23 protein-coding genes are annotated in these 19,877 nt (G+C 49.8%); 6 read left to right on the forward strand and 17 right to left on the reverse strand.

Going from position 1 to position 19,877, the window contains the following annotated elements:
* Nucleotides 1-248: 248 nt before the first annotated feature.
* Both NMC31_RS20580 and NMC31_RS20585 read right to left on the reverse strand, forming a co-directional pair.
* Nucleotides 249-815 (reverse strand): HAD domain-containing protein, encoded by a 567-nt coding sequence (locus tag NMC31_RS20580; protein WP_015062996.1) that lies wholly within the window; start codon nucleotides 813-815, stop codon nucleotides 249-251.
* Between the two features lie 99 nt (nucleotides 816-914).
* Nucleotides 915-1,430: a lytic transglycosylase domain-containing protein gene (locus NMC31_RS20585; RefSeq protein WP_032610469.1), complete on the reverse strand. Its 516-nt coding sequence runs from the start codon at nucleotides 1,428-1,430 to the stop codon at nucleotides 915-917.
* Nucleotides 1,431-1,577: 147 nt separating this feature from the next.
* Here NMC31_RS20585 and NMC31_RS20590 point away from each other — a divergent pair, with 147 nt between their 5' ends.
* From NMC31_RS20590 to NMC31_RS20600, 3 genes are read left to right on the forward strand one after another with little or no spacing between them, the layout of a single operon-like run.
* Nucleotides 1,578-2,327 (forward strand): thioredoxin fold domain-containing protein, encoded by a 750-nt coding sequence (locus NMC31_RS20590; RefSeq protein ID WP_032610468.1) that lies wholly within the window; start codon nucleotides 1,578-1,580, stop codon nucleotides 2,325-2,327.
* Between the two features lie 25 nt (nucleotides 2,328-2,352).
* Entirely contained in the window at nucleotides 2,353-2,745 is a 393-nt protein-coding gene (locus NMC31_RS20595; RefSeq protein ID WP_032610466.1) for a hypothetical protein, read from the forward strand.
* A gap of 34 nt (nucleotides 2,746-2,779) precedes the next feature.
* Nucleotides 2,780-3,202, forward strand: coding sequence for a hypothetical protein (locus NMC31_RS20600; protein WP_015062992.1), 423 nt, complete (start codon nucleotides 2,780-2,782; stop codon nucleotides 3,200-3,202).
* A 58-nt stretch (nucleotides 3,203-3,260) separates the two neighbouring features.
* Here the strand turns inward: NMC31_RS20600 and NMC31_RS20605 are convergent, their stop codons facing one another.
* Nucleotides 3,261-3,872 carry a hypothetical protein gene (locus tag NMC31_RS20605; protein ID WP_015062991.1) on the reverse strand — a complete coding sequence of 204 codons (612 nt, stop codon included), beginning with the start codon at nucleotides 3,870-3,872 and terminating at the stop codon, nucleotides 3,261-3,263.
* Between the two features lie 105 nt (nucleotides 3,873-3,977).
* Here NMC31_RS20605 and NMC31_RS20610 point away from each other — a divergent pair, with 105 nt between their 5' ends.
* Nucleotides 3,978-4,787, forward strand: a complete 810-nt coding sequence (locus NMC31_RS20610) for a DsbA family protein (RefSeq protein WP_015062990.1) — start codon at nucleotides 3,978-3,980, stop codon at nucleotides 4,785-4,787.
* Between the two features lie 51 nt (nucleotides 4,788-4,838).
* Here the strand turns inward: NMC31_RS20610 and NMC31_RS26140 are convergent, their stop codons facing one another.
* The 14 genes from NMC31_RS26140 to NMC31_RS20675 form a co-directional block, all read right to left on the reverse strand.
* A complete protein-coding gene (locus NMC31_RS26140; RefSeq protein WP_223203177.1) occupies nucleotides 4,839-4,892 on the reverse strand; it encodes a DUF4113 domain-containing protein in 54 nt (17 codons plus the stop codon).
* A gap of 198 nt (nucleotides 4,893-5,090) precedes the next feature.
* Nucleotides 5,091-6,590, reverse strand: coding sequence for a helix-hairpin-helix domain-containing protein (locus NMC31_RS20615; RefSeq protein WP_032610464.1), 1,500 nt, complete (start codon nucleotides 6,588-6,590; stop codon nucleotides 5,091-5,093).
* 25 nt (nucleotides 6,591-6,615) lie between these two features.
* The gene (locus tag NMC31_RS20620) at nucleotides 6,616-8,253 is read right to left on the reverse strand and encodes a PP2C family serine/threonine-protein phosphatase (protein ID WP_015062988.1); all 1,638 of its coding nucleotides are present in this window, start codon (nucleotides 8,251-8,253) and stop codon (nucleotides 6,616-6,618) included.
* Complete coding sequence (locus NMC31_RS20625; RefSeq protein ID WP_015062987.1) at nucleotides 8,253-9,293, reverse strand: TerY-C metal binding domain-containing protein; 1,041 nt, start codon at nucleotides 9,291-9,293, stop codon at nucleotides 8,253-8,255. Before NMC31_RS20625 ends, NMC31_RS20620 begins: the two co-directional genes overlap by 1 nt.
* 88 nt (nucleotides 9,294-9,381) lie before the next feature.
* On the reverse strand, nucleotides 9,382-10,020 hold the full coding sequence (locus NMC31_RS20630; protein WP_015062986.1) for a vWA domain-containing protein: 639 nt from the start codon (nucleotides 10,018-10,020) through the stop codon (nucleotides 9,382-9,384).
* On the reverse strand, nucleotides 10,020-10,661 hold the full coding sequence (locus tag NMC31_RS20635; protein ID WP_032610462.1) for a TerD family protein: 642 nt from the start codon (nucleotides 10,659-10,661) through the stop codon (nucleotides 10,020-10,022). Before NMC31_RS20635 ends, NMC31_RS20630 begins: the two co-directional genes overlap by 1 nt.
* Before the next feature lie 22 nt (nucleotides 10,662-10,683).
* Complete coding sequence (locus tag NMC31_RS20640; protein WP_001388628.1) at nucleotides 10,684-11,322, reverse strand: vWA domain-containing protein; 639 nt, start codon at nucleotides 11,320-11,322, stop codon at nucleotides 10,684-10,686.
* Nucleotides 11,323-11,785: 463 nt separating this feature from the next.
* Nucleotides 11,786-12,253 carry a tellurium resistance protein TerW gene (gene terW / locus NMC31_RS20645; protein ID WP_001176767.1) on the reverse strand — a complete coding sequence of 156 codons (468 nt, stop codon included), beginning with the start codon at nucleotides 12,251-12,253 and terminating at the stop codon, nucleotides 11,786-11,788.
* A 17-nt stretch (nucleotides 12,254-12,270) separates the two neighbouring features.
* Entirely contained in the window at nucleotides 12,271-13,479 is a 1,209-nt protein-coding gene (locus NMC31_RS20650; RefSeq protein WP_000506888.1) for a DUF4236 domain-containing protein, read from the reverse strand.
* Nucleotides 13,480-13,489: 10 nt separating this feature from the next.
* On the reverse strand, nucleotides 13,490-14,446 hold the full coding sequence (locus NMC31_RS20655) for an HpcH/HpaI aldolase/citrate lyase family protein (protein ID WP_032610458.1): 957 nt from the start codon (nucleotides 14,444-14,446) through the stop codon (nucleotides 13,490-13,492).
* Nucleotides 14,446-15,525, reverse strand: coding sequence for a cysteine protease StiP family protein (locus NMC31_RS20660; protein WP_253898958.1), 1,080 nt, complete (start codon nucleotides 15,523-15,525; stop codon nucleotides 14,446-14,448). Before NMC31_RS20660 ends, NMC31_RS20655 begins: the two co-directional genes overlap by 1 nt.
* Nucleotide 15,526: 1 nt before the next feature.
* Nucleotides 15,527-16,300, reverse strand: coding sequence for a hypothetical protein (locus NMC31_RS20665; protein ID WP_032610456.1), 774 nt, complete (start codon nucleotides 16,298-16,300; stop codon nucleotides 15,527-15,529).
* Nucleotides 16,293-17,435 (reverse strand): phosphoribosyltransferase domain-containing protein, encoded by a 1,143-nt coding sequence (locus tag NMC31_RS20670; RefSeq protein WP_032610455.1) that lies wholly within the window; start codon nucleotides 17,433-17,435, stop codon nucleotides 16,293-16,295. The genes NMC31_RS20665 and NMC31_RS20670 overlap by 8 nt, the downstream gene beginning before the upstream one ends.
* A 9-nt stretch (nucleotides 17,436-17,444) precedes the next feature.
* Nucleotides 17,445-18,503 carry an ATP-grasp domain-containing protein gene (locus tag NMC31_RS20675; RefSeq protein WP_015062980.1) on the reverse strand — a complete coding sequence of 353 codons (1,059 nt, stop codon included), beginning with the start codon at nucleotides 18,501-18,503 and terminating at the stop codon, nucleotides 17,445-17,447.
* A 322-nt stretch (nucleotides 18,504-18,825) separates the two neighbouring features.
* Between NMC31_RS20675 and NMC31_RS20680 the strand changes: the two genes are divergently transcribed.
* Together NMC31_RS20680 and NMC31_RS20685 are read left to right on the forward strand one after the other, a co-directional pair.
* Entirely contained in the window at nucleotides 18,826-19,407 is a 582-nt protein-coding gene (locus tag NMC31_RS20680; RefSeq protein ID WP_015062979.1) for a TerD family protein, read from the forward strand.
* Nucleotides 19,407-19,877, forward strand: a 471-nt coding sequence (locus NMC31_RS20685; protein WP_206525056.1) for a TerD family protein, incomplete at its 3' end; no start/stop codon positions are given. The genes NMC31_RS20680 and NMC31_RS20685, both read left to right, overlap by 1 nt.

Below are 19,877 nucleotides of genomic sequence, written 5' to 3' on the forward strand. Positions count from 1 at the left end.
CACCGGCTAACTGAGCATTGGATAAGGTTTGTTCAGTTTTAAAACAATGGTCAAACAGGATACTATCTTAATCACGATTCAAATTCTCTTTCCAAATCCAGTTCACTCGCCACCCTAAGAAACGTGAATGCTTACTGGCCTAAATTAAAGTTGAGGAAAAAGTTACTTTTCTGATCGACTGATGCAGTGTTTTTGGTAGATGGCGAATCATGGTTTTTTTTGACGGAGTGTGTGGAAAAGTTACTTTTTTAATAAAAACGGGCCATCAGTAGGTTATATCTGGCTATCAGATCCGTTATGTCCTTTTCTTTAACCCCCGTGTAATAATCCGTACGGATCAGGTGCGGATATTCTGGCGGAAACAGGGTCGTATCGTCATCAAGGCAGATAAAGGCTTTTACCTGGTGCCTGGCCACGAATTCTTCACATTCAGCTGCACGTACCCCTATTCCCCCCGAGGGTAGACACAGGGATGGGGTTGCGCCAATTACCCGGTCTCTGTACGGCGAGCGGAAAAGTGACTTTAGGTAGGTAATACTCCCGCATTCTCTCCATGAACTTGATATAACGATGAACATTGAAGGACTTGCATCAAGTAACTTCTCAATCAAATACATCCGTTCGAAAGATTCATTCTGACATTTGTGGATTACACCATCAAAATCCAGGAAAAGAACAATATGGATTAATGGCAGAGGTCCCCATAAGCCAGCTGTTGATTCATCCTGAGGCAAGATCCCGTCCAAGTCTTTATTTCTAAGCTTCTGTGGAGAACAGCGTATCTTGCACAGGAATTCGTATATTGATTGGAGCATACCTAACCTCTTTCACGGGACAGTTTCACTCGCTCAGTGATGAATTGTTCACAGCCACGTAAAACAACTAAACAATAAATTGGAGAGTAGGGGGGTAATTTACTCCGGAACATTTTTTACAATATGTCCGTTGTACTGGGTCTTTGGTTGCGTCCACTGATATAACTCGTCCATGCCATTCCGGCCCTGAATCCGGCGATTGTATTTGACCATGAAGTTAAAGATATACCTCGCCCGGACCTTAGGGGTTTTGCTGTTGTAATCGGCAATCCCTTCAAATACATTACCATTTCGGTCTACAATTTTCCGGTAAAGCCACCAGGTACCTACCCAGAAACTGGCACAGGCGTCATAGGCCAATACCCGCCAGGTAACAGACGGAAAGTGGCCACGTATTTCCGGCAGATTGGACGAATTGATCTGCATAGGTCCAATATCATAAGTGCCATTTTTATTCCGGCTGAACGTTCCCACTTTTCCGCCTTCATTATCAAAAAGCGTAAAGACCAATTCTGCATCAATCCCGAAAAAGCGGGAGGCATCGGTAATGCACTGTGTGTAGACTTCAACAGGAACGGGAATAGGTTTCACATCATCTGCTGGTGGTATAAACACGAGATAATCTCCACTGGAATTACATACTGGATATTCTCCCACATCGCGGGCTAAAAATTTTTACTATAGGGAGGGAATTTTGTCCCTTAAGCGAATTTGGAGGATTTTTTCGCATGATAGTATTAATGCTCCATTAAAGGAGCTGAAATGAATAAGACTATCAAGGCATCATTCTTATTACTGGCATCTTGTACGGCCTTTAGCATGAATGCCCAGACAGTGAAAACTGACGTGCTTCCTGATGCAGCACTGAAGAAATTAAAAGAAGTTGGGCTGTCCATCGAGCATATTGAACCATCCCCAGTAAAAGATATTTATACCGTGATTTCAAGAGAAGGCGTGAGTTACGTCAGCAAAGATGGTGATTACATTTTTACCGGGAGCTTGTTTCATGTTAACGGCAAAGATGTGGAGAATACAACGGAACAGGCGATACTGAAAGGTGTCAGGGAGTTTGCTGCTAAAACAAAATCCATAGAATATAAGTCGGCGAATGAAAAATATCGCCTGGCGGTGTTTACTGATATAACCTGCGGGTATTGCCAGAAACTACATCATGATCTTCAATCCTATCTCGATGCCGGGATCTCAATAAAATTCCTCACTTTTCCGCGTGCAGGCCTGAACTCCGTGGTCGCGGGGAATATGGCAAAAATCTGGTGTGCGGCCAAACCTAATGATGCGCTGGATGCTGCAATGAGCTCGATATCAATCATTCCGGAAGGACGGCCTGACGCGGCCTGCCTCGATATTATCAAATCGCATTTCCAGGTTGCTTCAACTATTCCGCTTCAGGGTACGCCAACCATGGTAACGCTGTCGGGTAAACCTCAGTTGTTCACCGGCTGGTTGAGCCCGGAAAATCTGGTGACCCGCATGGGCACCGCACAAAAGTGACTTTTCACGACTGCAAGAGGTGATTATGAAATCTGTAATACTGACAACGTTAATGCTCGTGGCGGTTGGCACTCAACCCGTCTTTGCGGCCCAATGCCAGTTCGGGTCCTGCAACGCAGACATTGAGGCCAGCAGTGAACTGCTGGTCTCTGCGGCTCAGACGGATAAAGACGCGGTTTTAAAAAAACTTAATGACGCATCATCCCCCAGCGACGCCATGTCTAAGCGGGTTGAATCGTATCTGAATAATGACAGGCTAAAGGTGAACACCGACAGTACCCGGAAAGGTCCGGGCAATGGAATCGTGAAGCCGACGGATGAGCTAGCGCCGGTAAGGCAGCTGAAAGCCATTCGCCCCGAGCTTGTACAAAACCCCATCACCCAGCCATTGGTTGCCTTTTATGAACGTATGGCCTGAGAGCGCCGTATATCCGCGATTTGGGGGTTAGAAAATGTCGCTCTGGCTCAGCATTGTCACCCGGGCAACGGGATTACCGGATAAGCGGTATTTAAATGATCCGGTGATCTTCCGTTATTACCAACAAAAGATCCAAAAGGCTCCTTTTGCCCTGGTCGGATGGACTCTCTGTTTCCTGGCAACCATCGGTGTGTCGCTGGGACTGGAGCTCTCCAACCAAATATTACTTCTCGTTCTGCTGATTCTGTTTTTACTAATGGTGGTTCTCCAGAGTCGGTACCAGTTCATGCATCCGGAGAGATGCATCAGTGCTCGATTTTACCAGGAGGTGCTGGACGATGCGTCAGTGTCAGATATTCAGAAAGCGCAGTTTGAGTATTTGTTCGTGTCCAAAGTGGATGCAATGACGATCGGTGATCTTTACCGGCTCTATGATTTCAACAGAGGAGGCCGGTAAAGGTGCGGCATGCAGGTGAGAAAAGTCACTTTGCGGTTGGGCGTTGCGGTGCTGGTCATTAGTTCCAGGGAACCGATGCGACATAGTTTCCGGAGCGTAGCGGGGCATCCAGTTTCCCGGCCAGAGCGTCGATCATTGCGGAATACGCAATGCTGTCCGATGGGATTGGCGCATTGCTCTGCATACTGACTTTAAGAACCTGTTGTGCCCCTTTCCCCGCAGGGTAGACTTCCACATCAAGGCGGCGCCAGAAATGCCTCTGTGATATCGTCTCTGACCCCACGATCCCGCTGACGGGTTTATAGTCATAGTCCGTCTGAGTCTGCCCGTGTTTATCTTTTTTCGTTGTCTTCTTCTCGACGACATATCCGGTTATGCCCGTCACCAGCTGTTCACTGTATTGCATATTTTCCTGGGTCTTACTGTAACTGAATCTGAGAATATAGTCGGGCAGATGGTTGGAAATATTAAACCCTATCCCCGTTAATCCACTCGCAAACCGGGCTGCAAACATGCGCGATTGTATACTGTCATCAGGCGCTACAATTTCAAATTTCTTGTTGCCTACCGGGCGTGACATTAAATCGTAAGCATCAACATCATTCCCGAAATGATAGCTGCACCCACATAAGAACGTTGTGGCGGTCAGTAAGAATAAATGCCGTAACATTCTAATTCCTCCAAAAAGGGTTCTTTAACGAATAATTCCGATGTGCTGTGACAGTATAATCGAACACAGGTTGATAACTAACAAGTTGAATTCGTAAAGGTGGCTATGACTAAATTAAATTATTTAAAACCCGTAGCGTCTGTTTTAATTTCTGTGTTGATTGCGACGGCTGGCTCTGTGTATATCACGTCGAAATATTTTAAAACTGAGCTCCCCAGTAACGATGAAGTAGGAAAGGTAGCGGCTACCTATCTGGTAAAAAATCCTCAGTATCTGCTTGAAGCGGGTAAGGCTCTTGAAAACCAAAATACCAACGCCTCCCTTGAGCGGATCATCCCTTACGCACCGGCTCTCTTCGAGACCAAAGAGACTCCCAACATTGGACCGGATAATGCGGCCGTCGCCGTCATCGAGTTTTTCGACTACCAGTGCCATTTCTGTATGAAGGTAGCGCCGGTCGTTGAATCCGTGTTGAGCCAGAGCAGCGATGTTAAATTCTTCTTTAAAGAATTTCCAATCTTCGCTGGTTCGAAACCCGTTTCTGCGATGGGGGCGGCGACAGGCCTGCATGTGTACCAGGCATTTGGCGCTGAAGCGTATCGTAAGTACCACAACAACCTGATGACCAGCGCGTATGTATTCTTCAACAACCAGCGAGGGTTTACGCTCAGTGATTTAGACATGGTGGTGAATAAATCCGGGTTCAACAGCTCATTCAGCGATCGAGAAAAAAGTCGCTATGAGAATGTCATTTCCGGAAATATGCAACTGGGGGAAGCTCTCGGGATCAGCGGAACGCCAGGGTTCATTATCATGAACATGCAAAAACCCGATGCTGCAACGACATCATTCATCCCGGGGGCTGTCGACGAAGCTACCCTGAAATACGCAATCCAGAAGGCCCGTGGTGGTTAAAGTAGCTTTTCATGCCAGAACTGACCATGCCGGGTAACACTGGCATGGATGTCAGGCTTTTACGACAAGTAGCTCATTCCAGCGAGTGGTATACCGTGGCGACATTGACAGTATGGTCTGCTACCCCCTGAAATCCTGCTGAATCCCTTCCCCAAGCAGGAACAGAGAGCTACGCAGCTCTTTGTTAAACCGATCCATCGCCTTCATAAGCGCTTCACAGCCTCGTTTGGCGGGCCGCTCATCGAATTAGTCGCGATGAGTGGCTCAATGCCGTAACAGCTAAAATCTGGTAAGAGATATTTGTTAGTTTTCTACTAATTGAACGACTACCAGCCTGCCACCTTCCTCTTTTGACAAAACAAATTGAGCGTTATTCTTCAGTTCTATTTTTTCCCCAACCATAATCTGCCGCTTATCCGGTAATGACATTAGTCCTGATATGCCTTCATTTACCAACCACCATTGATCGTTATGGTAAACAAAATAACCAACCCGTTTCCTTTGTGCATCCGTTGTACGTTCATTTGGCGCGATAAGACGATTCACATGCCACGCATAGATAGACTGCCCGCTCCAGACCATCAACCGGTGATCGTCAGGACGATAGCTGCCTTCTTTACGAGAAGAATAAAAATTAAGCACTGGCAACTTACCTTTATACGGCGTACCGCAGTAAGGACAGACCGGCTTTGTCTTACCCGAGAAAACGTACCACTTCTGTTCACATTTCGTGTTTTGGCAGGGCTGTATCAGGTCAACGGTCTTAACCAAGGCACTTTCCCACTCATCGGCGGTAGGGCGTTTTGTGGCATCATGTAAGCCATCGATGAAGGCTCGATCAAACAATGACGTCAGGTAGGGACCCATGATGGTGTAAGGAATTTTACCCGGGTCAGCCCAGGGAAGTGAAAAGGAGGATAACTGACTGATTTTGACTGCATTACTTTTGTCTGTCGGATGTTCAATGAAGAGCGCTTTCTCACCCATTGATAAGGTTTCATCACGCACTTCATCCGACATGTCATGTATTTTTCCGCCACGTAGCGGATGACGGAAAAACAGGTACATGTAGATAAGCACCGACAGTGCATGGCGGTCAGTAGTAATGCTTGGCAGTACGCGGTTCGGATCTTCTTTGGAAAGATGGCTGGTTTTCACCACCTCCGGAGCGATAAAATCCGGAGTGCCCACCACATCGGGAGGATACTTTCCAGGAACGACTAGGCCGTCTACGTCAATGATGCAGGCATGGCCCATTTCTGGATCAATCAGCACGTTTTTATAGCTGAGATCGCTGTGACAGAGGCCAGCTGCATGCATCCTTCTGACGGCTCTTGTCAGCAGCAGACAGACTTTGAGATAGGTAAGCGTATTGCCTCGTTCACGCGGATCGAGGAATTTATTCTGGTTGCTGGCGCTGGCAAACCATTTGCCTTCTTTCTCCCGGCCTTTAATATCCAGAAAATCATCGTTTTTGGAACCATATTTAAAGAAAAAATGGTTCTGGTAGGTTGGAACCACGATACCGATTTTATTCCCATGCTCAACAACGTGGGTCGGCCAACAAAACAGATCCTTCCAGTATTCGCCACCGGATTGTCCAAAAATGTTTTGCCTGTAGCGGCCGGTGATCATATCAATACGATCCCGGGCCTGCTCATTCTGCGGTTTTTGATAAAAAGCGACGACGTAAGATTTATCAGGCGAAAAGTAAACATCCTTCATCGAGCCTGAACCAATCACCTCGTCAACATACTGGACTGTTTCGCCGTTCTTTGTTTTACACGTAACGATATTTGCCATATTGATCACCGAAAAAGCGTATCCCTTACCACAACACCGCAATAGTGCGGTCATCATGGTTCCCAGTGGAGAAAAAGTTTAACCAGTCGCCTAACCCCTCAGACGCAATACTGGCGTCTGCGAGGATAGGGGAGATCTCATTAATGAGACGGGTCCATTTTTCGTCACTGCGAAGCCCGTTATCAGTCTCAAACAGAGGGTCTGATACGCCGTCGGTCATAAGGATCAAGTGAGATACGTCATTCCATTTGCCCACGCTGATGCGACCAGTAAATGATGGGTCTGCGATAATGCTCTGGTCAAGGAAGCGGGTTTGTCCTGCGTATTCTCCGCTATCGGGATTTCCAAGTATCCTGACTTTACCTGAAGGACTGTATGCACCTATCGCACCATCGCCAAGCCAGAAAGCAGCTGCAAACAGCTCGTTTTCAGTTCGCAGTGCTACAGTTGCAAGAAGGGTTGTTGAATAGGATTTCACAGGTTGTTCTGCACAAATGGCTTCGTTCTGGATGCTGTTGACCGCGAGCGTAGCTGCCTGTTTAAAATGATGAAGCATGGCGTTTATGGTTGCCTGCTGATCGCTCCCTTCCCAAGTCGTGATATGCTCTTTTAAACGGACGCCTTTCACTCCACTGAGCTGATTGAAAAGGTAATCGCCAGCCGTCATGACTGCAATTCGCGATCCCTCTCTGGAATTTACTGCACTACCGGCCCCGTCTGCGACCAGCATGACAGACCATCCTGTTTCCTGGCAGTGGTTGATATAGAAGTCATCATCTCTGAAGCTCCCGGCATGCTCATGAGAGCGGCCCCGGCGACTGGCGGCAGCAATACATATGTTATCTCTGACCAGGCCAGCAGAGTCCAGATGGGCCTTAGGGTAGGGAGCGTCTGCTGGTGGTTCTATTACCTTCCACAGGCTTCTCGGATCCGGGTTTACTACAAAAAGTAACTTTGTTTCGCATTCGTCGTGCGAAGTGTATGACCACAGTACTGAAAGCTCAATATCGCCAATTTCAGTGGGTATGCCAGTGAGCAACCCTTGTTCTTTTTTATACGACAAGCCAATGTCCCGGGGAAAGACAACGTCTCTTATCGTCGCCCGTCCACCCTCATCCAGTATGATGGCAACCGGCGAAGAGAAACGTTCGCCTGCGCGGGCGTTGGGTATGGTTATTCTCGCTGTCGGGGGCATTACACATTGCACTGCTGACCCGGTCCGATGCTGGCTTTCCGGTACCTGCCCAGGTTTTAGTATCGGAGACGGCTGGTTTTCAGTTTCATTTTTTCCTGGTTTCTGAAGTTCGTAAAAAGGCATCAATTTCCACAATGTAGGGCTGGTTTCGTTGACTGTGGCTGTTTGCGTCTCTTTTTTGTCAATAGCGTGGTTTCCCTGCATATCCTCATCAGTCCCGACCGGCTGTTGCTTTTCGGCAAGGCCTGGAGCAGGCGGGAGGGCAGTCACTGATTCGTTCTCACCTTCGTTAACCAGTGCAGAGGTACCTTTTGCAAGGTTCTCAATCCGCTTTATAAGCTGCATAACCTCGGCAGACAGGGCAGGATCCTGGGATGGAAGGGAAAGCCGCTCACCTTCTGCGGTGTGGCTGAGCTCAGACAGAACTAAGCGGATAATCTTTTCTTCAAGTGACGTATTTTGCGACATCAACCTCTCCCTCTGTTTACGTCGAAGTTAGTGTTTCCGCCATCATTGCTGAATGAAAGACCTTTTTCACACCATGGGCAGATCACGTCATCGGGGCCATCAATGCAGAGCAACTTCCCGCATGAGCACATGGCAAACGCACTGGCATTACCACAGTGGGGGCAACCCGGTACACCATGCAGTTCGCTTGTGTTTACCTGCAAATCGGTAGCGGTGGCATCTGACCACGCAAAATAGTCCTCATCAATGGGATAGCATCCGGCAATATTAAAGTTGTTCAGGTTCAGGTTGAAATCGAGCCCGGAAACCCTTGCTGGTGGCCGTTCATATTTCATCAGGTACGGTCGACGAGTCTTGCTGCAACGCCCGGTGAGCGTAACGCAGTTTTCGTCGTACGCTTTTACATACTCGTCTTTGGACAGGCGAACTATGTATTCAGTCTGGCTGAGCTCCGGTTGTTTTTCGTCCCCGACACTGCGGCTGTGAGCAGTAACCGAGGCCGTGATCCATTTGATGAAGCGGGTAAAGTCGCCTTCCTGTGACTCTGTGAATAGCATGACATTTTCTGTCAGCTGCCGCAGGATATTCAGGTCCGCTGACGGTCCCAGGCCAACGGCAATGAGATTCACCTTACTCGCGTAGTTATTTTTCCAGCGTTTCACTTCTAAGGTTGTGTCGTCAGTCGGACGTCCGTCGGTAAGGAGATACACTACGGGTTTCCAGTCGCCTTTAGTCTCATGAGTGGTTTTTCTTACCTGAGTATCAATTTGCACGGTCAACTCACGCAATGCAGCCCCAAGGCTCGTGCCGCCGCCAACGGGAAGGCGGGGAGGGTAGAACGAGGCAATTTCGTGCAGAGGTACAATCGTGCGGGCTATTCCGGCAAATGCGATTACCGAGACCCAGGCCGTTTCCAGTGCGTGTGGATCTTTTCTTAAATCTCCGACGATCATTTGCAGACCATCAGTCATTTTTTTCAGGTTTTCACCGATCATGGACTCTGAACAGTCCAGAACAAAAAAAACGGGAAGGCGTCTCATAATATCCCTCGTACGGCTGGTAACAGTCAGCAGAAAACGGTTCTGTAAAGGAAGGCGTTTGCCGGGTAAAGCAGCACCTTCCTGTCTGTCAGAGCACCAGCTGTATTTCTGGTGGAGGAGGTGGGAGGGTATCTGTTCCGGCATTGATCCCCGCGCTTGTGCTACCGGAAGAAACGCTGGCCGAAACCCATTTAAAGAAACCTGCAAAAGCGGTTGAGTCGAGAGTCTCCAGAGACACAACCTTATCAGTGAGCTGTTTTAAATGCTCGTGGCCTGCTTTAGGACCTACCGCACAGGCAATGATGGAGCCAAATCCCCGGCCACGAATAGCTTTTACCGCTTCACCGTACGCCATGGCATCAGAAGGCGTACCATCAGTCATCAGGAATACCAGGGGACGCCAGTCTCCTTTTGTATCACCATCTGAGCGACGCACATCCCGGTCTACACACTGCATCAGACATTCAAGGGCAGCGCCGGTGAACGTCCCGCCAGCGCTTGGCACAACGATGTCAGAAAACTGGAAGTCTTCCAGCGGCGTGAGAGGAATAAACTCACGCGCCTCATTGTCATAGGTGATAATGGAGACATGGACACTTTCGAGGGCGTATGGATCCTGGCGGAGTGCGTTTAGCATCGCCTGAATTCCAACGTTAACGGAATGGATGGACTCACCGCGCATTGAACCGGAGGTGTCGATAACAAGGTAAACAGGCAGGCGACGCATCAGATGTAATTCCTCAGGTGTGAGACAAACGAATCTGATTCTGAAGGCTCACCAATTGCCTTGAGTTTCCAGCCTGTAGGTTCGCGTATCAGCTCGGCAAAGACCATGGAGCGCTGGCTGGCAAAGGCGGGTCCGCCAGAAAGATCGAATCGTGCCATTTCAATATTACGGGCATCTACTGCCCGGATGAAGGCATTCTGAACTTTACCAAAGTGCTGCTGGAGCTTTTCACCATTGTAGATCTGAACGATGAACACAATTTTCTCGTACTGAGCGTCAAGGGAATTCAGGCGCACAATAATTTGCTCATCGTCACCGTCACCGGCTCCGGTTCGGTTATCGCCTGTCAGCCAGATATTGCCTGACTTATGGCGAAGGCTGTTGAAAAAGATGATATCGCCATTCACAAGCGTTGGTTTACCATTTTCCACATTGCCGAGATCGGTCACCTTTCCGGCTGAATTACACAGGAAAGCGATCACATCAAGGTCGTATTCTTCTTCTTTTTTACCAAAGATCCCGCCGAGGAAACCTTTCTTTTCCTCATTAATATCCCAACCCAGGCCGATAGTAACGGACGAGAGATCGTATTCATTTTTTTTCAGGCTTACGCCCTGGCCTTTGCTCAGACTGACAGACATGACATCCCCTTAATTAATAAAATTATAAGACCACATTTACTTCTGGCGGCGGCGGTGGCAGGTCTTCAAGACCGATCACTTCTTTTTTGCTGGACTCCACTTTCTGACTGCCTACCGAAATGCTCGCACTGACCCATTTAAAGAAAGCTTTAATCGTCGAACTGTCAGCTGTATCGAGCTGAACCACGATTTCAGTGATTTCTTTGAGGACGCTGGTATCGGCATCATGCCCGGCTGCACATGCCACAACAACGCCGGTTCTGGCGGCTTTAAAGTCATTCAGGCCTTTACGCCAGTCATCATTCGGACTTCCATCCGTCATCAGGAATACTAGGGGACGCCAGTCACCTTTAGTGTCAGCCGTCGTTTTCTGTACTTCTTTGGCAATGGAGCTGGCCGTCAGGGTAAGCGCTTCGCCAAGAGACGTGGTGCCGCTGGCTGTTAGTGCTGGCATCTGGAAACTCAGGAGGTCTGTCAGGGGGACTGCCTGTCGGGCTGAAGAATCAAAGGTGATCACTGACACGTAAGCCGTTTCGAGTGCATACGGATCCTGTTTCAGCGTGGTAAGCAGCGTCTGAACGCCATTCTTAACCGCTTCGATAGGCTCTCCGTGCATAGAGCCGGACGTGTCGAGTAGCAGATATACGGGTAAGCGTCTCAAATGTAATTCCTTCTTAAGAGATCGGAAGAGGAGAGTAGTTTCAGGAAGAGGCCAGAGTTTGTAGATTTGATAAAACGGCACGACATCTGTCGGGTGGAGATTAAATACTCAGAAGCGGCATTAAAGAAATAAGTTAACCACCATTGAATTACCGACATGTGAATGGCCTCTTATCAGAGAAAAAAATTCAGACCGTACTGGAATATAAGATTTCTGAAAAAAACTCCGGCAAAAATAAACTTTCTTATGTATGAAAATCATCATACATCACAGATCTGCATGAATGGAGTGTAAATCGCCCAAAGATTGATGTGTAGCACAAGAGGATGTCAAGACACCAGGTTTTGTAGGCAGAAAGGCGCTGCTGACATTGCGGGAGGAGAATAGATCAAAACTCCGTCACGCAGATACAGAGGTGAAATATGACAAAACCGGGGTTTTCACCCCGGTCTGAGATTTAGCGTCAGGACTTTTTAGCGCTGTATTCTTTTATCAGTTCATCAACGGAGTGCAGAGCCAGCTTCTCTACCGCTTCACTTCGGGTCGAGCCACTCAGCGCAGCCAGACGGTCAATTTTTCTTAAAATCCGCATGCGTAGCGATAATGACACGGCTGTTTTTTTATCCTTATCGAGTACGACCTTCCCTGTGGACTCACCGGTTTTCAGTTCAGCATTCTGTGCGAGCGCTTCATTCATCCGGCGAAGGGTCTTTTTATCCAGCTGGCCCGGATTAACGAGATGGTATGAATGACCTGCCTTGCTGTATTTGATCTCCGCAGAATATGACTCGCGTAGCTCTTTGAGTGCCCGGGTTAATGTCGGCTCTGAGCATTCCAGACTGGTTATAATGTCGGCAGCGGAAACGGGCTTGCCGGTGCCCAGTAAGTTGGCAAGCTTAAAAATCCGGGCCTGTCTGGTATTTAATTGCATCGTAAGATTTAGCCTGCTTAAAGGGTTAGTGGTTCAATAGGCTGAAAAATGAAGGTACTGCTCATCTTTCGAATAACCGGTTGATCGCCTAACGCTTCAACCGGATCAATGTGTTCTAAGCCTGCAAAATTTACTGACGACATCTGGCTGCGACTGCATTTGCAGGACAGGATATACTCATCCTCCAGATAGCCGGTCCGCTTACTGACCCGTTGCGTAAAGCCTGACACAATCACGTTGTCGAACGGTAGCGTATGTAAAACGATACCGACCAGGCGGAACAAGCAGCCATGGACGTGGCGGGCATAGTTTTCGCGTACGGCTTTTTGCGTCATGGCTTTTTCCGTCAGCTCCGTGCCCCGGGCATTAACGCCGTAAATCTTATCAGGGAAATCTTCAATCTCAGCTAAATCAACATCCAGCAGGACTGCTGATAGCTCCGGCTTTACTTCAAATGCAACAAGCGTTTCACGCGGCCATTCAGTTTCTGCCAGCACACCCGCCAGGTATGATTCGAAAAACGCGGCGTCTGTCCGGAACTGCTGCCGGGCATCTGCCTGAGCCGTGGCGAGCCGTTTTTCATGTTCTTCAGCCTCAAACTTCCAGTTTGCATACTGTTCGGCCCAGGCCGTCCGTTGTTGCTGGTACCGGTGCTGTCGAAGGGTATTCTCACGCTCCACATCAATCAGCTCCTGCTGCCACCGGCGAAGATTTTCGGCGTGGCGCTCAGCTTTAGCTGATTCCGATTCAAACCATTTACCCAGAAAACTAATGCCTTCGCTCTCGGCAGGCTTTTCCGGCAATGCAAGATAGTCTGGCTTTTCTGGACGCACCGGTGCCGGAACCTGAAAAGGCGACGTTCTGTTATGCAGGTATACTGCTTCCAGCTCTGCCCAGCTGATGCCTGTTTTAGGATCCGGCGTCAGCTCGTGAATATTACGGATTGCGGTCACCGCTGACATGAGATCAGCGGCTTCCTGCTCAAGCGCCTGTCTGAGCCCCGGGTCGGTAGCCGTCCGGTTCCCACCTCCGGAACGCGCGGCCCGGTCAAGCCGGGTACGGTAACTCAGCCCGGTACCGGGCAAGCCCAGATTGGCATAGGTCCCCCGGCTTCCAAAAGAAACGGAAGCACCTCTCGGCCCGACACTCAGGCTCGGTGCACCGTTACTCAGGTTGAGGCGAACACCAGGAATAATGTTGATCGACTTTCTGAACCTGAACCCCATTATGATTTCCTTAATGATGCTGGGTCACGGTAAGTAATCTGATTCCATCAGCGCTTTGCTCGTTCTGTAACCCATAAAAACGAGCTCTGTCCAGAATGCCAGCCGCCCAGCGGCGATGTGTGGCGGGTTCACACATTGCTCCCTGCGACTTAAACACGGCCTGGGTAGAGTTCAGGATCCGCAGAGCGTCAGAATGCTCACCCTGAGTGACCATCAGCGCGTTTTGAATGACCTCTATCTGACCCGGGTGAATGGCCGTTTTCCCAACAAGCCCATGTGCCATATCAAGAGCCAGCTCTCTGGCCATTACGGCATGATCGTCAATATGCTCACATACGGGCGCGGTCAGGGCAAAATCACGCGGGCCGAAGACCGAAACGAGCATTTTGATGACGTAGCCCATCGGGCTGTCATACAGCGTCAGGTCCCGGGGACGGCGAAGCGACACAACGTTCATAAGATCGTTGCCGCCGATTCGAAGCGCAATAATGCGGTCGTGGCAGGGATGTTCCACCAGACGGGTGGCCAGCTCCCGCATCTGAGCCACGTCAAAGACGTCTTCTGTTTCCAGCGTTGGCATCATGCACAGGTGAGTCCCGCCCATGATATCCCACCATTCAGCTAACGAACTGAGGGTAAATTTCGGCAACACAAACCCGTCGACAGCGGAAAGATCATAATGCGCTTTTAACCATCTGCCCATGTCGGCATGCCGGGGGCGAATGAACACCAGAGGCCAGTCATTTTTACCCAGGCTACGCATGCTGTTACTGAGCTCGTGCAGCAGGTGCTCCAGATTTATGAGGGCGATGGGGATGTCTGCTTCACTGACAGCATCCTCAAGGCAAATTACCAGAGAGCGCAAACCCGGGATTTTCCCATGCAGGACGGCATCAGCAATATCTTCCCGTGTTGCAGGCATGTATAGCGTGGCTCCCAGATTCCAGGGAGAAAGACGATTTTTCATCAGAGTACCTTCTTGATAATGGTTACAGCCCGATACTGGCCGAGGGTTCCCCCCATTTCTGTAACAACTATTCCCTTTTCACGAGCAAGCCCTACAAGCAAGGCAACGTCCGGGTCGTCAATAGAACGCACAAATATATGGTCCGGTACCCGACGCAATACAGCCCGGGTTGCTTCAGCAATACCGGGTTTAATACGATTGACGCTGTCCACTTTAAATTCATCGGCCAGGAACGCGATAACGTCGCGACTTGTCTGCCATAAGATCCGGGCTGACTCCGTATTCCAGCTCAGGGGAGCGAGGGATGTCGGTGTTAACTTCTTACGGAAATGAGCGACGGTATCGACAAGCATCCGGCTGCATTCGAATTCACTGAGATGCTCGCAAACCATGCACCCATGTAATCCTTCAGAGGACCATACTGACCGGGAGATCAGGCCTGATACCGGCGCACCCATGATGCCAAAAGGAATGAGCCAGTCATCATCACTGGCAGCAAGCCAGGAGCAGCCACAGGGATCCGCCAGGACAACCAGTCGCGGCTGCTCAGGATAGCCCGGGCGATCTTTCAGTGCGCGTACAAGCTCTCCGGTAATTGCACCTTTACCTGTCCATCCGTCAACAAACACAATACCGTTGGTACCGTGTCGCTCTTCAATGACGTCAAGTGCTGTACTGTCAATTCCGCGATCCCGGATGATACTGATGCCGTAATGCCATGAGGTTTTCCCCATATCACGCAGGGTCTGGTGCAGCATAACGCCGAGGGGCACACCTGCCCTGACAAGACTGGCCAGAACGATGGGCTCATCACCGAAGCGTTCGACCAGAGCAATAGCGAGCTGCGTGACTTCTTTTGCAAGCCGGTCTGCCCCCCGATCCAGCGCCCGGTGAAACAAATCAAGATGCCATTGTGTGGGTGCTGGCTCCTGGCTGAGCATGTCCGAATAATGTTTCTTTCCGGACTGAATCAGCTCTTCTTTTTGCTCAACCGGCGTCATCTCAATGACTACCGGCTTTAGCAGAAACTCCACGTCACCGGGCTGGTATGAGCCAGCGAATGTTTCATGTGGCTGCATTTTATTCTTCTCCAAAAATTCGCTGTGAAATGGCCTCTGCAAACTGACTCTGTCGCGGAATGCCAAACCAGCTGCACAGTTTCATAAAACGGTGATCGCTCAGGCTGTCACCCAGACCTATTACGGGGAAAACCCCGCGCTCAGCGCGAAGCTTTTCGAGCAGCCAACTGACAGCTCGCCCCTTCTCAACCGGCGTGGGGAGCCAGGCTACGTTATTACTGTTTCGATGGATGTAGAAACCTTCCGTTGAGAACACCTTTTCAATTTCATCAGCAATAGCAGTGAGCTCATCGAGGCGTGTGCTGTCCCGGTGTTTCATCACCATATAAACCGGAGTTTCATCATATTCATAGTTAAGCCTTGCCCAGGCCTTGATCCCCTTTGCGTCCATCATTTCAGTGATCAGACGTTGCATAGACTCTAACCTTTCCTGGTAGGGCGCTAACTGGTCGAGCATAAGGGCCTTCCATTCCTCGTCGGGCGTTCCCTCTGGCGTTAGAATGACGGCCCCATGCGTGGTGATTGCCCAGGAGCGGAAAGGGATCCTGACGCGGCTGATTTCTTCAGTTCCCCGAGCGGTAACAGGAATGAGTTCAGCCTGCTCAAGGAGCCAGTCCACCAGCATGGACTGTTCTTCTGTCATAAAACTTCGTGGATTCAGGGTGCGATCAACGGCACCGGTACGAAATGGCTCCAGGGCCAGCTCGTCTACCATTTTACGACGGGTCTGAAAGAGCGTGTCGTCAAGGTCGCTCAGAACAACGGGTTTATTCATAGGTAACAATCTCCACGACGGGCGCAACCTCAGCCAGCGCCTTAAGAAGCTGCGCGTCAATACTTTCTGCGGGTGTCTCAGTACACACAAGAATGCGGTCAAACTGCTGGTGGGCGACGTTATAGACAAAATTGGGGATGCCCAGCCCGTAGTTATCCGTAAAGGAAATGGCGGACTCAATGGCATAACCAACGGCGATAGGGGAGCGGGTGGTCGAACCGTAAAATGCCTTTGCCCCGGCAGCTTCGAGCCGTTCTGCAAGCAGGAACGGCTCCCAGACGAATTCCCCTGTCCCGAGAACCAGAACACGCTCCCCTTTGCGGACGGAAACCTCATGGCCGAGATCGGCCGCAGGTGCGAGCATCCCCAGTCGACCCCATGACTGTTTCCCCTGGATGTCCCATTCTCCGCGTGAAGTTACGTTGACTTTCGGCATGTCCGGGACCGGTGCATCTGGTAATGTGGTCCATCCCCACTGACCGCTTACAAGAGAAACAGAAGTGACGGGTAAGGTGCTGCGCTCGGACAAGGCTTTGCCACTCCAGTCGGTAAGCGTAACGGCGATAACCTGTTCAATATGTTGAAGCTTGCCGGTATTACGCAGGGCAGAAAGCAGGTTAATAAAGGTATTACCGGTGGTTGCCTCGTCATCAATCAAAACCAGCGTTCGCGCGTTGGTAACACGACGTCTTTTCTCTTCATCATCTGGCAGATAGATCAGATGATCAGTGGCGTGGCTGTGTTCTTCCTTGAACTCGCAAAGCAACGTGCCATCAACCGGGTGACGGGTAGAGGTCAGATATACAGATTCACGATGCTGGTGGCGCACTTCATCAAACACACCGGCCCCAAGCCCAACGGCGGTTTCAGCCATACCGATAAAGAGTACGGGCCCTGTCAGCGTTGCGGGGAACTGGCTGGCAAGCTGTCTATAGGCCTGCCGCATGACTGAGGGTGGCACGGGAATGTGTCTGCCGAGTACTTTGCTGACAAACAGAAAGGCGCGTTTCGGGTTACGTCTTTCAGCGATATCAAACAGGTCATCGAGCGAAACTTCACCCTGGTCGCGGGTTACCTGAATCGTACCGCATGAGAGGGTACGGCGATAAATCATATCTTCGAGGATGTCAGACATAAATACGCCTTAATTCAGAAGGTTAGAGAGTGATTCCGGGTATGCAATTACATCCGTAATGGATCTCACCGCAACCGGAGAAAAGGTGTTTTTAGCGCTCTGGCGCACCATATCTTCAGACATCAGACCGAGCTTAAAGGCAGCAAATAACCCAGGAAGGTTCACCCCGCTGTGAAGGGTATAACCCACCCCCCCTGACGGACGCATGTTGGTTTCAAGCAGCACCGGGTTGCCATTCACATCGTTTCGCGTCTGAACATTCACCAGCCCGTCGGCCTTCATAACACGGGCGCAGTCACACGCCAGTTCCCAGGCGCTTCCTTCGTTTACCAGATACTGGATAGCCCCTTCCTTACGGCGTCCCACGGCTGCGAGTATTTCGCCCTTATCCGCGAGGATATCGACGGAAAATTCCGGGCCTGGCAGGTACGGCATCAAAACAAGGGGTTTAAACGACTCAGCAGCTGATGCTGCTGCAATATACTGTTGCGGACTGACCAGACGATGTTCGGGATGATTAAAGACGGCCATAGGCGAAGCACTGTCATCAAAGCGCCAGAATCCCATGCCATAGATACCCGTCACCGGCTTCACGCATACCGGGCTGTCAGTGAACGGCGGGGCCGCGAGGTGTGTCTTTAATTCTGCCAGCGTATTCACCCGCCAGGATGGTACGACCGGGAGACCCTTTTGCTCCATAAACTGAGCAAAAGTAACTTTTTCGTCAGCCAGAGTTAACCAGTCGACGCCCGTTGCACCGGTAGTAAGGGTGGCACCGGTCGATTCAATGGCTGAACGGTGTTCTTCAAACCACTGGCTGTTACGGCCAGTATGAATATGGTGGATGCCGTAGGTCTGAATGGTTTCCTGAATAAACTGGAGACGTTTTTGAGGATCTTCAGGTTCAGTCAAAGAATAATCGGCAACGGAAAGGATTTCATTTCTTTCGTTACGGTGGGAGGCAAAAACGGTAATGGCAAAATTATTTTTTTGTGCAAATGATTTTACCCCCTGAATAATATCTCGCTGGGAGGACAAACCTTCCATAAACCAAATTTTTTTGTTCATTTTTTTTAATTATCCGGAACGCCATGCAAATTTATGATTGAGAAGTGAGTCTATGAGTGTCTACGCAACATGTCAATCATAATATGATTAATAACTCCTGAGGTTATGGAGTGTGCCAGTGTTTTTGTGTTCCCTGTTAAAGTATTGATATTTAATACAAGTCTAGAGATAAGGACATCCTAAAAAGGATTTCATTTTGTGTTTTTACAGAAAACTACCAAAATTTCCCTTGTCAGAGAACTTCATCATGATATGATTTTCTTCGTCAGTTAATAAACAACCCTTTGATTGTCTCGGTCATTACCATTTTAAGGAATAAAACATGGTTTCATTAAGTAAGAACCAGACGGTATCACTCAGCAAAGAATCTTCAGCATTAAGCCAGCTTCAATTCGGCCTCGGTTGGGATCCGATTAAGAAAAAAGGTTTTCTTGGCGGACTGTTAGGTGGCAACGACTCAATCGATCTCGATGCTGGCTGCGTATTAATGGACAGCACTGGTAAAACAATTGACACCATCTGGTTCCGCAAACTGGAATCCACCTGCAAAGCTGTTGTGCACAGTGGCGATAACCTGACCGGTGAGGGTGACGGCGACGATGAAGTGATTAAGGTCAACCTCTCCCGTCTGCCTGCAAACGTTGAATACCTGGCGTTTACGGTTAACAGCTTCCGTGGTCAGTCGTTCAATGACGTCGAAAACGCATTCTGCCGCGTGGTCGATCAAACCGGCAAAGAGCTGGCTCGCTACAAGCTGACTGAGCAGGGCTCACATACCGGGATCGTTATTTCTTCGCTGCGTCGTAATAACGGCAACTGGGACTTTACCGCCCTTGGCCATGCCTGTCGCGGCCGCACAATTGACGATATGCACTCCGATATCGTTTCAGCGGTTATTCGCTAATGAACCTGACGCCGGGGGGCAATGCCCCCGTTCCAGCCCAGGAGTTGCGGGTCCGGATCACCTCGGGCGGTCAGGTGGATGCTTCGGCGTTTCGCCTGTATGCCGACGGGAAGGTGCAGGGTGATGCGGACATGGTGTTCTATGGTCAGCCACGCAACGATGATGGTACCGTCAGCCTGGTCAGTGAAGGCCAGTACTCAACTTTTACTGTCGCGCTCAACCGGCTGAAATCTGATGTCCAGAAAATTGCGTTCACAGTGACCTGTGACGGTGGGCAGACGGTGTCCGGTCTTCGTAATCTTTCCATCGACGTGGAGCAGGGGGCTACCGGCCTGGTTAGCGGCATTGTCGAACTGAGCGGCCGTCAGGAAGCAGCCTTAATTCTGGGTGAGTTTTACCGTCGTAATAATGACTGGAAATTCCGCTTCGTTGCACAGGGGTTCAACGGTGGTCTTAAACCGCTGGCAGAG

The organism is Pseudocitrobacter vendiensis, from assembly GCF_943590815.1.
GTDB lineage: Bacteria > Pseudomonadota > Gammaproteobacteria > Enterobacterales > Enterobacteriaceae > Pseudocitrobacter > Pseudocitrobacter vendiensis.

Excerpts from the sequence above, each read along its gene's own strand:
- NMC31_RS20580 (WP_015062996.1), bottom strand. The coding sequence starts at position 815 with ATGCTCCAATCAATATACGAATTCCTGTGCAAGATACGCTGTTCTCCA.
- NMC31_RS20590 (WP_032610468.1), top strand. The coding sequence starts at position 1,578 with ATGAATAAGACTATCAAGGCATCATTCTTATTACTGGCATCTTGTACG.
- NMC31_RS20595 (WP_032610466.1), top strand. The coding sequence starts at position 2,353 with ATGAAATCTGTAATACTGACAACGTTAATGCTCGTGGCGGTTGGCACT.
- NMC31_RS20600 (WP_015062992.1), top strand. The coding sequence starts at position 2,780 with ATGTCGCTCTGGCTCAGCATTGTCACCCGGGCAACGGGATTACCGGAT.
- NMC31_RS20605 (WP_015062991.1), bottom strand. The coding sequence starts at position 3,872 with ATGTTACGGCATTTATTCTTACTGACCGCCACAACGTTCTTATGTGGG.
- NMC31_RS20610 (WP_015062990.1), top strand. The coding sequence starts at position 3,978 with ATGACTAAATTAAATTATTTAAAACCCGTAGCGTCTGTTTTAATTTCT.
- NMC31_RS20615 (WP_032610464.1), bottom strand. The coding sequence starts at position 6,590 with ATGGCAAATATCGTTACGTGTAAAACAAAGAACGGCGAAACAGTCCAG.
- NMC31_RS20620 (WP_015062988.1), bottom strand. The coding sequence starts at position 8,253 with ATGTCGCAAAATACGTCACTTGAAGAAAAGATTATCCGCTTAGTTCTG.
- NMC31_RS20625 (WP_015062987.1), bottom strand. The coding sequence starts at position 9,293 with ATGAGACGCCTTCCCGTTTTTTTTGTTCTGGACTGTTCAGAGTCCATG.
- NMC31_RS20630 (WP_015062986.1), bottom strand. The coding sequence starts at position 10,020 with ATGCGTCGCCTGCCTGTTTACCTTGTTATCGACACCTCCGGTTCAATG.
- NMC31_RS20635 (WP_032610462.1), bottom strand. The coding sequence starts at position 10,661 with ATGTCTGTCAGTCTGAGCAAAGGCCAGGGCGTAAGCCTGAAAAAAAAT.
- terW (WP_001176767.1), bottom strand. The coding sequence starts at position 12,253 with ATGCAATTAAATACCAGACAGGCCCGGATTTTTAAGCTTGCCAACTTA.
- NMC31_RS20650 (WP_000506888.1), bottom strand. The coding sequence starts at position 13,479 with ATGGGGTTCAGGTTCAGAAAGTCGATCAACATTATTCCTGGTGTTCGC.
- NMC31_RS20655 (WP_032610458.1), bottom strand. The coding sequence starts at position 14,446 with ATGAAAAATCGTCTTTCTCCCTGGAATCTGGGAGCCACGCTATACATG.
- NMC31_RS20660 (WP_253898958.1), bottom strand. The coding sequence starts at position 15,525 with ATGCAGCCACATGAAACATTCGCTGGCTCATACCAGCCCGGTGACGTG.
- NMC31_RS20665 (WP_032610456.1), bottom strand. The coding sequence starts at position 16,300 with ATGAATAAACCCGTTGTTCTGAGCGACCTTGACGACACGCTCTTTCAG.
- NMC31_RS20670 (WP_032610455.1), bottom strand. The coding sequence starts at position 17,435 with ATGTCTGACATCCTCGAAGATATGATTTATCGCCGTACCCTCTCATGC.
- NMC31_RS20675 (WP_015062980.1), bottom strand. The coding sequence starts at position 18,503 with ATGAACAAAAAAATTTGGTTTATGGAAGGTTTGTCCTCCCAGCGAGAT.
- NMC31_RS20680 (WP_015062979.1), top strand. The coding sequence starts at position 18,826 with ATGGTTTCATTAAGTAAGAACCAGACGGTATCACTCAGCAAAGAATCT.